Origin of the sequence: Prosthecobacter sp., assembly GCF_044378005.1 — a bacterium.
In the GTDB taxonomy this organism is placed as follows: Bacteria; Verrucomicrobiota; Verrucomicrobiia; order Verrucomicrobiales; family Verrucomicrobiaceae; genus Prosthecobacter.
Genome location: NZ_JBILYB010000180.1, coordinates 1 through 10634, shown reverse-complemented (window position 1 = coordinate 10634; position 10634 = coordinate 1). Strand labels below are relative to the sequence as shown.

The following is a 10634-nucleotide window of genomic DNA, read 5'->3' as shown; positions in this document are numbered from 1 at the left end:
CAGCCTGGGCCAAGACCCGGCGGATCGACGGTCAGCGGAAAGCGGCATAGTTGTCGAAACCAAAAGGCAAGCTTAGACCGAGGGCACTCGGCGCACCGCTAACAACCCTTCATCGGATGGACGAAACCCTTCCGCTTTTGGTGCAAACCCTTCATCGGATGGACGAAACCCTTCCGGTTTTGGTGCAAACCCTTCATCGGATGGACAAAACCCTTCCGCTTTTGGATCAAACTCTTCACCGGATGAACGAAACCCTTCCGGGTTTCTCGCAAACCCTTCACCGGATGGAGCTGGCAGACGACCCATTGGGCGAGCGATGGATGTTTCGTGCAGGCTGGAAGAAGCTGAAGGAATGCTTCACTCAGCCGATGAGGCACCGCGATTCCTCCTGCCAGCACCACCTGAGTTTCCCAGCGTAAGCCTGCACGCCACAATCTCCACACGCTGTCTCCCCTTGACGGAAGGCCGAGTAGTGAGCAATTGAGCACTCCCGTTTCCCAAAAACCGACCGCCCCGACCTGCCTGTGGCCAAGAAAGCATCCTCCAAGTCCGAAGACACCTCCCCCATCCTCGCCGACAGCGCTCCCATCGTGGAGAAGCCAGTGGATGAGCATTACAGCAATTGGTTCCTCGAATACGCGAGCTACGTCATCCTCGAGCGCGCCGTGCCGCACATCCACGATGGCCTGAAGCCGGTGCAGCGCCGCATCATGCACTCGCTGGATGAGCTGGAAGACGGCCGCTACAACAAGGTGGCGAACGTGGTGGGGAACACGATGAAATATCATCCGCATGGCGATGCCAGCATCGGCGATGCCATGGTTCAGCTCGGGCAGAAGGACCTGCTGATCGACACCCAGGGGAACTGGGGAAACACCCTGACTGGCGATAACGCCGCCGCTCCCCGATACATCGAGGCCCGCCTCTCCAAGTTCGCGCTGGATGTGGTCTATGCGCCGAAAGTCACCGAGTGGGCCGCCAGCTATGACGGTCGCAACAAGGAGCCTGTGACCCTGCCGGTGAAGTTTCCGCTGCTGCTCGCGCAGGGCGTGGAGGGCATCGCCGTCGGCCTGAGCTGCCGTATTTTGCCGCATAACTTCAACGAACTCTGCGATGCCAGCATCGCCGCACTGCGGGGCGAGGAAGTGAACCTGCTGCCCGACTTCGCCACCGGCGGCATCATGGACGCCACGGACTACGCCGGCGGTCTGCGCGGCAGTCGTGTCCGCGTGCGGGCGAAAATCGAGCCCGGTGAGAAAAAGAACATCCTGCGCGTCACCGAGATCCCTTTTGGCACCACCACGGGCGGCATCATGGAGAGCATCGTGGCCGCGAATGATAAGGGCAAAATCAAGATCGTCCGTGTGGATGACAACACCTCCGAGTTCGCCGAGATCGTCATCCAGCTCCCTCCCGGTGCGGACACGGAGCAGACCGTCCAGGCTCTTTACGCCTTCACCGACTGTGAAGTCTCGCTGGCACCCAACGCGGTCGTCATTCAGAACGACAAGCCACGCTTCATCAATGTGAACGAGCTGCTCAAAGACTGCGCCGAGCACACGAAGCAGATCCTGCGCAGTGAGCTGGAGATCCAGCTCGCTGAACTGATGGAGAAGTGGCACTTCAGCAGCCTGGAGAAGATCTTCATCGAGAACCGCATCTACCGCCGCATCGAAGAAGCCGAGACCTGGGAAGCCGTGATGGAGGCCATCTGGAAAGGCCTGAAACCGCACCTCGGCCTTCTTAAACGCGAAGTCACCAATGACGACGTGGCCCGCCTGACGGAGATCAAGATCAAGCGCATCTCGAAGTTCAACAGCTTCGAGGCCGACGAGCACATCAAGTCGCTGGAGAAGGACATCGACAGCGTGGAGAAGAACCTGAAGCAGCTCACGCGCTACACGATCGCCCACTTCGAGCGCATCAAAAAAACCTATGGCCCGGGCCGCGAGCGCCGCACGGTGATCAGCAGCTTCGACCGCGTGATGGCCGCCGAGGTCATCCTGGCGAACGAGACGCTTTATCTCGATGCGAAGGAAGGTTTCGCCGGCACCGGCCTGAAGAAGGAAGGCGAGCCGCTGTGCAAATGCTCGCCACTGGATGACGTCATCTTCTTCACCCGCGATGGCAGCATGACCGTGACCAAGGTCGCCCCGAAATTCCACGTCGGGAAGAATCCGGAATACATCAGCCTCTTCAAAAAAGACGAGGAAGCCGTGTACACCCTCATCTACCGCGATGGCAAAAACGGCGCTGTCATGGCGAAGCGGTTCCGCATCGGCGGCATCACGCGCGACAAACAATATGTGCTCACCAAAGGCACGCCCGGCAGCATGGTGCTCTTCTTCTCACGTCATGAGACCGAGGAGGCCAGCAACGCCCAAAACCTGCTCGTGCATCTGAAGCCCGCCCTCTACCTGCGCCAGATGCAGCTCAAATTCCCCATCGCCGCCCTGCCGATCAAGGGCCGCGACAGCCTCGGGAACATCGTCACGAAACACGCCGTGGATCGTGTGGTGAACGAGCGGAAGGTGGTGGAGTAGGCCTACCGCCTCTGCCGCGCCGCCTCGAAGAGCATCACCGCTCCCGCAGCGGCGACGTTCAGGGACTCGACGCCGTTTGCCATCGGGATGCGCAGGCGGGTGTCGCAGGCGGTCATTAGGCCGGGGCTCACGCCTCGACCTTCATTGCCTAGCATCAGAAGCGTGGGCTGCTGCCAGTCGTAGTCGGTGTAGTCCAGCTCTCCTTCTCCGGCGGCGGCCACGAGATGCAGTCCGTGTTCGGCGCGCAGGTTTAAAAGGGTCTCGGCAGTCACCTCCGTCATCACCGGCAGTCGGAAGGCGGAGCCCATGGAGCTGCGCAGCACTTTGGGGGAAAAGACATCCACACTGCCACCGAGCACGATCACCCCCGCCGCACCTGCCGCCTCGGCCGTGCGGAGAAGGGTGCCCATGTTTCCGGGGTCCTGGACGCGGTCGAGCCCGAGAAAGAGACTGCCTTTGCCCTGAAACAGCCGCGAGGGATCCAGCACAGGACGCTGGGCAATGATCACGATGCCCTGGCTCTGCACCGTGTCGCTCATGCCATCGAGCACCTCGCGCTGGGTCCAGAGGATGGGGGCCTTTTCAGCCGAAAGCTGCTGCACGAGCGCCAGCAGACGAGCGTCATCACTGCCGGAGGCGACAAAAGCGGCCTCCACGATGACGCCCGACCTCACCGCCTCTTCGGCAAGGCGGAGGCCATCGACGAAGATCAGGCCTAGCTCGCGGCCATCGCGCACGCGGCGGGCATGTTTGATACGTTCGTTACTCGGACTGGTGATTTGAGGCTGCATTCGCGGATCTTGGTTAGCCGAGGAGCAAGAGCTTGGCAATGCCGCCCGTATGCCCTGCGTGATCCGTCCCCCCCTCATCGCTCTCGTGATCGCCAGCCCCCTGTGGGCCGGCGAGGTGCTCACGTTTGAAAAACATGTGCGCCCCATCCTGAAGGCGCAGTGCTTCCATTGCCATGGAGAAGATGGCGAAACCAAAGGCGGGCTCGATGTCCGTCTGGCGCGCTTTTTGATCAAGGGCGGCAAAGAAGGCCCGGCCATCGTCCCTGGCGATGCGGCGAAGAGTCATCTGCTGGAGCTGGTGAAGAAGGGCGAGATGCCGAAGGGCAAGGCCAAGCTGAAGGACAAAGACATCGCCACCCTGGAGCAATGGGTCGCCCAGGGCGCGAAGACCTCTCGCGTGGAGCCAGAGAAGCTGGGTCCGGAACATGCTTTCACGGATGAGGAACGAGCTTGGTGGGCGTTTCAGCCGATCAGGAAACCTGCCCTGCCGAAGGTTGAGCAGACTTCGAATCCCATCGACACCTTCATTGCCGCGAAGCTGAAGGAAAACGGGCTGCAATTCTCCCCGGAGGCTGATCCACGCACGCTGGTGCGCCGTGCGAGCTTTGACCTCACCGGTCTGCCACCCGCGAAAGAGCAGGATGCCCCCTCCTACGAGGCTTTGGTGGACCGCCTGCTCTCCTCTGAGCACTACGGCGAGCGCTGGGGCCGCCACTGGCTGGACATCGCGGGTTATGCGGACTCCGACGGCTACACGGACAAGGATCTGGAGCGCGCCTGGGCCTGGAAGTATCGCGACTACGTCATTGGTTCGCTGAACAAGGACAAGCCCTTCGACCAGTTCGTGCGCGAGCAGCTCGCTGGCGATGAAATGGTGCCACAGCCGCACAAGAACCTGAGCGCGGACGCCATCGAAAAGATCACCGCCACAGGCTTCCTGCGCATGGCGGCGGACGGCACGGGCGCGATGAATGACAAGGCGGCGCAAAACGCCAGCATCGCGGACACGATCAAGATCGTGAGCACGGCCTTTTACGGCATGACCGTGGGCTGTGCGCAGTGCCACGACCATCGCTATGATCCGATCACCCAGGCGGACTACTACCGGATGCGCGCCATCTTTGAGCCGGGCTTTAACACGAAGAGCTGGAAGACTCCGGCTGGCAGACTGGTCTCGCTGCTGACGGATGAAGAGCGTGCCATCGGCGCGAAGATCGAGGTCGAGGCAAAGAAGCTCGATGTCGCACGACTGGCGAAGCAAGAGGAGTTCATCACCGAAGTGCTGGAGAAGGAACTGGCGAAGGCACCGGAGAAGGATCGCGAAGGCCTGCGCACCGCCTATCGCACGGAAGTGAAGAAGCGCACGACAGCCCAAGTCGCCCTTTTGAAAGCCTGGCCGCGTGTGAATCAGCTCAGCGGCGGGTCACTTTACCTCTACGACAGCACTTACAAAACGAAGCACGCCGACACGCTCAAGAAGATGACGGAAGAAGCCACCGCCGTGCGTGCGACAAAGCCGAAGGAAGAGTTCCTCCATGCCTTCCAGGAGCAGCCGATGGCGGAGACGGCGCTGCCGCCGACCCATCTTTTCTTCCGTGGCGACATCGAGCAGCCGAAGGAAGTTGTGAAGCCCGGCGATCTCACCGTGCTCGCCGCCTTCCGCCCCATCGAGATCCCCGTGAAGGACAAGGCGCTGCCGACGACAGGCCGTCGTCTCGCCTTTGCCAAGTCGCTGACGGATGGGAAACACCCGCTGCTGGCGCGTGTGATCGTGAATCAGGTCTGGCTGCGCCACTTCGGCAAAGGTCTCGTCAACTCACCGAATGACTTCGGCCAGCTCGGCGAGAAGCCCAGCCATCCTGAACTGCTCGACTGGCTGGCCAGCGACTTCATGGCGAACGGCTGGAGCCTGAAGCGCCTGCACAAGATGATCCTCACGAGCCGCACTTACCGGCAGTCATCGCGTCGAGATGAGACACGGGACCTCATCGACCCGGACAACCGCCTTTTGAGCCGCATGAATGTGCGTCGCCTCGAAGCCGAGACACTGCGGGATGCCTTTCTCTCCGTGTCAGGCAAGCTCAATCACAAGATCGGCGGTGCTCCTGTGCCGGTGACGTTTAACGAAGAAGGTCAGGTCATCCTGGGCAATGACACCCGCGACACCGCTGGTCGGCAGACGGGGAAATTTATCGGCATGAATGGCGAGGACTACCGCCGCAGCATCTACGTCCAAGCCCGCCGCAGCACACCGCTGGAGGTGTTCGCCGCCTTCGATGCCCCTGACATGACGGAAGCCAACTGCGTTATGCGTCCAAACACCACCGTGAGCCCGCAGAGCCTGCTTTTGATGAATAACCTCTACATGCGCGAATACGCCCAGGATCTGGCGCAGCGAGTGGTGAAGGAAGTCGGTGCCGATGTGGAGAAGCAGGTGGCCCGCACCTGGGAGCTGGCGCTGAGCCGGACTCCGAGCATGGCCGACGAGCAGGAAGCGGTGACCTTTGTGAAAGCCCAGACCGAGCACTACAAAGCCACCCCGGCCAAGCTGGAGAAGGTGAACGGACCTCCCGAGAAGGCTGACGCCGCGCCCGAACTCCTCGGAATCACTGCTCTCTGCCACGCGCTGATGAGCTCGAACGAATTCCTCTACGTGGACTGAGGGACACAAAAAACCCGCCATCGGTGAAGATGGCGGGTTCGAAGAAGCGGTGAACGCTTCAGAATGAATTAAGCAGCCAATTGCTCGGACTCGGAGTCGTTGCCGCGATCATCACTGCCGATCGGCTTGGCGCCGCTGAGCTGGAGGGGGCGGCCCATGAATTCCTTGCCGTGCAGTTCGCTGACCGCGCGGCGTGCTTCATCGACGGAACCCATGGTGACAAAGGCGAAGCCCTTGGAACGCTGGGTGCGGTTGTTCACCACGACCTCGGCATTGCGGACACCGCCGACGCCGTTGAAGAGCTCGAAGAGGTCGCTCTCGGAGGCATCGTAGGACAGATTGCCGACATAGAGGCGCTCGGTCGAGATATCGCCGGGGTTCGGGGGAGGAGAGGCCTCGCGGCGGGGTTTCGGCTCACGGGGCTCACGGTTTTCACGATTCTCACGCGGAGGGCGGGAGGATTTGGCGGGCGCGATGCCCGAGCGGGGAGTGACGGAGGGGAGGGTGGACGGCTTGCCGAGGATACCGAAGCTGATGGCGCTCAGGAATTTCTGGAAGCCAGTCTGCTGGGCGGCGATGGTACGAGGCGCATTGCTGCGGGGGGCGTCTGGCCGGTTGTCCGTGCGTGGACGACGACGACGGCGGCGGTTACCTTGCTGGAATGAGTTATCTGACATGGGGTCTGTGTTTTGGGGTGCTGTGGGTTTGGGGGCACCACGCGATGGGGCGTGCTTGGGGCGTGTGGCTCGGATGGATTGCGGGTCACATCCGTGGCGACGGGCCGTATCACGAACCGCCCTTGCGGTTCATCGCAGCCCCGTCGGGTGCCGAACTGTTCAGAAATGAACCCGGAGGGTCCACTGTGTGGGTGACAGAATTCCGTCACAATGAGGCGCCCACGCGAGTTTATCGCTGGTCCATTCGAAGCTTTTGGCGCAGTCAGGTGGCTGGCGTGGCGCATTCCGCAATTCCGTGGGTGGGCTGAAAACCTCAGAGCACAGTACTCTGGACAGTTCTGGGGCGAGACTAAGCGCCGGGCGTAGATGGGTCAACCGGGGATTTCATCCCCACCAGCCCCCTTCCAGACCTGAGCGCAACTTTATGAGTCAGGCCGGGTTTCGGAAAGTCGTGGGCAGCTTAGTCCATTCTGGCATTTGCCAGACCCGCACCTCTCCCCAAGATTCCCGCCATGCACCGAGTCGCCACTTTTTCGATCACCCTCCTCACTTTGACCTGTGGGCTGGTGAATGGCCAGACGCCTGAGCCACGTCGCCAAGGCCCGCCTCCGCCGCCCTCAGGCGAGGGTGGTCCACGTCGCCCCCCAGGTGAACGCGGAGATCGTGGCGGCGACTGGCGTGGAGGATTCAGCCCCGGCTTCGGCCGCCCTCCGATGAAGTCGGAGGCTTATGACAAGCTGCCCGAGTCAGATAAAAAGCGCATCCGCGAGGCCATGGACCGAGTCTGGGGCAGGCCCGAAGTTATCGAAGCCCGCGAGCGCACGCTCAAGGCCCACGCCGATCTGCGGGACACCATCCGTGTCTCTTTGGAAAAGACGGATCCGGAGGTGGCCGTGCTTTTGAAGAAAGTTGAGACCGACCAGGGCTTCGACCCACGCCAGCTCCCACCCATGCCAGCCGTGGACTCAGCGGAGTTTGCTCCTGCGGTCACGCTGCGACTGGAGATGGACTTGCTGATGTTTGCGAAACCCGACCGTAAAGACGCCACCAAGCTCTTCCACCAGCGCCTCATGGGCAAACCCGAGGTCCAGGCCGCGCTGAAACAAGTGCAGGAAACCCGTGGTGAAGAGCGCATCCAGGCCGCTCAGAAGCTGCGCCAGACCTATCGTGAAGCCGCCTATCGCGAGTTCCAGTCCATGCGCAGCCGCCCGCCGGGTGAGGGCCCGAAGCCCGAGCCGAAGTGAGTTAGTTCTGAACGGTCTGCCAAAAAAGAAGGCGCAGAGGTCACCCTCTGCGCCTTCTGTTTTTTAATCTGTCACTGGTTTACTTCCCGCTCACATCGAAGCAGAAGAGCAGTTCCTGATCGCGCAGGTAGAGCTTGCCACCGCTGACCACGGGGTGGGTCCAGACCATGCCTTTCGGGTTACGCTTGGAGGTCTGAGGACTGAGGGTGAAGCGGCCCTGCTCATCCCAGCCACGCGGGCTGGCTTTGATCAGCACCACGGTGCCGGTCTTTTCTTCCAGGAGGTAAAAGGAACCGTCGGCGTAATGGATGGCACCTTTGCCGAGGGATTTCTTTTCCGTCCACTTCACGGCACCCGTCTTGAAGTCCATGCAGGTCCAGCCCGCCTTGTCGTTATAGCCGTACAAGTGGCCGTCCACGAGAATGACGCCACCGTGGTGGTTCACCATGTCAGTGGTTTCGTAGAGCGTCTCGACGCTGTTGCCTGCACCGATTTTGACGGACTTGCAGCCGACACCGTAACCGGCGGCAACGAAGACCTGGCCGTCTTTGAAGATAGGCGTCGGGATCACGGCGGTCTTGCCGGGGAACTCGGTCTTCCACAGGAGTTTGCCATCAGCTGCGTTCACGCCTGCGATGCTCTGCATGGTGAGCTGGATGAGCTGGCGCGCTTCATTGTGAGTGACTGCGATGAGGCTGGAATACTGAGCAGGATCGGTCCACTCAGCGGACTGCCAGGCGAGCTTGCCGGTCGTTTTGTCAAAGGCCGCCAAGGTGCCCTGAGCGCCGCCGGGGGTGGCGATGACGAGGTTCCCCTCGACCAGCGGGCTCTCGCAATAGCCCCAGCCGGGGACTTTGCCGCCGAGTTCGGTCATGCTGGCGGTCCAGACGGGTTTGCCATCGGCTGCGCTGAGACAGATGAGGCTGCCTTTGCCGCTGAGGGCATACACTTTGTCGCCATCGACTGTGGGAGTGGCACGCGGGCCGTCGCCCCAGCCGTTGGTGAGCAGGGCACCGGCTTCGGCAGACCATTTTTCTTTGCCGGTGACGGCGTCGATGGCGATGACATACTCCACCGCATCACGTGCACCCATGGTGTAGATCACATTGCCGACGATGGCATAGCCGGAGTAGCCGAGCCCGGTGTCTTCATTCATCCACACTTTCTTCGGGCCGGCAGAGGGCCATTTTTTTAGCAAGCCGACCTCGGTGGAGACGTCGGTGCGGTCAGCGCCGCGAAAGGTGGGCCAGTCCGCAGCCTGAACGGCGACGGAGATAAGGAGGAGGGGAAGCACGGTTTTCATAGGGCAGAGAGCAGAACGCGAGATTCAGCCGTGGTTCGCGGGGAAATACCAGAAAAAAGATACTGTGTGCTGAGTATCACATCTCTTTGCGCGTCGGCGCGTTTGCATCCAATCCTCCCCGCTCATGTCTTCCCGTCCTCTCATCCTCGGCACCCGCGGCAGCGAGCTCGCGCTCAAACAGACCGAAATGGTCACCGCTGTGCTGCAAGCCGCTCACCCAGGGCTCATCGTCGAGCGCAAGATCATCCAGACCAGCGGCGACAAACGTCAGGATCTGCGCTTCTCCGAGTTCGCCGAGGTGGCGCAGGTGGACAAAGGTATCTTCATCAAAGAACTCGAGAGCGCTTTGGAAAAAGGCGAGATCGACGCTGCTGTACATAGCCTCAAAGACGTGCCGAGTGACCTCGCTGCCGGATTCCAGATCGCCGCTGTCATGCCGCGCGCACCCATCGAGGATGTGCTCATCACGAAGGAAGCCTGTACTTTGGAAACCCTGCCCAAAGGCGCGCGCATCGGCACCAGCAGTGTCCGCCGTGCTGCGCAGATGAAATGGCTGCGGCCTGATCTGGAGATGGTGGAGGTGCGCGGCAATGTCCCCACCCGCGTGAAAAAGGTGCTCGGCGAACAACCGCTGGATGCCGTGCTGCTCGCCGCTGCGGGACTCATCCGGCTAGGTTTACTCAAAGACGGCCTCATCGAGATCGACGGGCAGACCATCCATGGGCTCACGCTTGATCCCGTGAAGTTTCTCCCAGCAGCAGGGCAGGGGGCCATCGCCATCGAATGTCGTTCGGGAGATGACGCCACGCTTGCTACACTGCGTGCCATCAATCATGCCGAGACCGAGATCCGTGTCACCGCCGAGCGTGAATACCTTCGCCTGCTCGGTGCAGGCTGCCAGACACCCGTCGGGGCACACACCTGGATCGCCAACGGCCAGCTTCAGATGGCCGTCCGCGTTTTTGATGAAGCCGACCTTTCCGCCAAACCCATCGAGATGGAGATCAGCGGCCCGGCCGACAAGCCCGCCCTTCTGGCCGAGCGTCTTGCCATGCTGACGTAGCATCCCAAAAGAAAGCGCTCCGACAAAAGCCGGAGCGCTTTGGATTCCCACCTTGTGCCGTTCGATCTGGGGGCCTCGTATCCCAAGGAGACGAGGTGGGTGCCCGTGAACAAGGGTGCTGTCTTCCAGTGAAGGCATGACAAGTCAGTTCAGGTCACAAGCTCCCGATGTCATAAAAACGGGCCGGGCCACGACAGTTCTGAGGACGAACACTGCAGGAAATAGGGCGGCGGGATGGGATGAAAGTCTCCCAGCCGCCGCAAAAGGGATGTCAAAGAACGTCAGAGCAGAAATGAACCGCTCTGGAATTCATTGAGCATATCGGAAGCCAGGATCAGCAGCAAGAACGAA

7 protein-coding genes and 1 other RNA gene are annotated in these 10634 nt (G+C 61.2%); 4 read left to right on the top strand and 4 right to left on the bottom strand.

The genetic code is table 11. From position 1 onward, the window contains the following. The first annotated feature begins 524 nt into the window (after positions 1-524). Complete coding sequence (locus AC6FTP_RS23235; RefSeq protein WP_497209290.1) at positions 525-2543, top strand: DNA gyrase/topoisomerase IV subunit A; 2019 nt, start codon at positions 525-527, stop codon at positions 2541-2543. A gap of 2 nt (positions 2544-2545) precedes the next feature. On the opposite strand, the gene AC6FTP_RS23230 is transcribed toward AC6FTP_RS23235, so the two are convergent. Then, positions 2546-3334 carry a TrmH family RNA methyltransferase gene (locus AC6FTP_RS23230; RefSeq protein ID WP_497209289.1) on the bottom strand — a complete coding sequence of 263 codons (789 nt, stop codon included), beginning with the start codon at positions 3332-3334 and terminating at the stop codon, positions 2546-2548. Between the two features lie 58 nt (positions 3335-3392). On the opposite strand from AC6FTP_RS23230, the gene AC6FTP_RS23225 reads away from it, so the two are divergent. Then, on the top strand, positions 3393-5996 hold the full coding sequence (locus AC6FTP_RS23225; protein ID WP_497209288.1) for a PSD1 and planctomycete cytochrome C domain-containing protein: 2604 nt from the start codon (positions 3393-3395) through the stop codon (positions 5994-5996). Between the two features lie 68 nt (positions 5997-6064). Here the strand turns inward: AC6FTP_RS23225 and AC6FTP_RS23220 are convergent, their stop codons facing one another. Continuing rightward, positions 6065-6673 carry an RNA recognition motif domain-containing protein gene (locus AC6FTP_RS23220; protein ID WP_497209287.1) on the bottom strand — a complete coding sequence of 203 codons (609 nt, stop codon included), beginning with the start codon at positions 6671-6673 and terminating at the stop codon, positions 6065-6067. Positions 6674-7185: 512 nt separating this feature from the next. On the opposite strand from AC6FTP_RS23220, the gene AC6FTP_RS23215 reads away from it, so the two are divergent. Next, positions 7186-7917 carry a hypothetical protein gene (locus AC6FTP_RS23215; protein WP_497209286.1) on the top strand — a complete coding sequence of 244 codons (732 nt, stop codon included), beginning with the start codon at positions 7186-7188 and terminating at the stop codon, positions 7915-7917. A 79-nt stretch (positions 7918-7996) separates the two neighbouring features. Here AC6FTP_RS23215 and AC6FTP_RS23210 read toward each other — a convergent pair whose 3' ends face one another. Further along, positions 7997-9220, bottom strand: coding sequence for a PQQ-binding-like beta-propeller repeat protein (locus AC6FTP_RS23210; protein WP_497209285.1), 1224 nt, complete (start codon positions 9218-9220; stop codon positions 7997-7999). A gap of 124 nt (positions 9221-9344) precedes the next feature. Here AC6FTP_RS23210 and hemC point away from each other — a divergent pair, with 124 nt between their 5' ends. Continuing rightward, positions 9345-10283, top strand: coding sequence for a hydroxymethylbilane synthase (gene hemC, locus AC6FTP_RS23205; protein WP_497209284.1), 939 nt, complete (start codon positions 9345-9347; stop codon positions 10281-10283). A 40-nt stretch (positions 10284-10323) separates the two neighbouring features. Here the strand turns inward: hemC and ssrS are convergent. Next, positions 10324-10507: non-coding RNA, 6S RNA (gene ssrS / locus AC6FTP_RS23200), on the bottom strand. Positions 10508-10634 lie beyond the last annotated feature (127 nt).

Excerpts from the sequence above, each read along its gene's own strand:
- AC6FTP_RS23230 (WP_497209289.1), bottom strand. The coding sequence starts at position 3,334 with ATGCAGCCTCAAATCACCAGTCCGAGTAACGAACGTATCAAACATGCC.
- AC6FTP_RS23220 (WP_497209287.1), bottom strand. The coding sequence starts at position 6,673 with ATGTCAGATAACTCATTCCAGCAAGGTAACCGCCGCCGTCGTCGTCGT.
- AC6FTP_RS23215 (WP_497209286.1), top strand. The coding sequence starts at position 7,186 with ATGCACCGAGTCGCCACTTTTTCGATCACCCTCCTCACTTTGACCTGT.
- AC6FTP_RS23210 (WP_497209285.1), bottom strand. The coding sequence starts at position 9,220 with ATGAAAACCGTGCTTCCCCTCCTCCTTATCTCCGTCGCCGTTCAGGCT.
- hemC (WP_497209284.1), top strand. The coding sequence starts at position 9,345 with ATGTCTTCCCGTCCTCTCATCCTCGGCACCCGCGGCAGCGAGCTCGCG.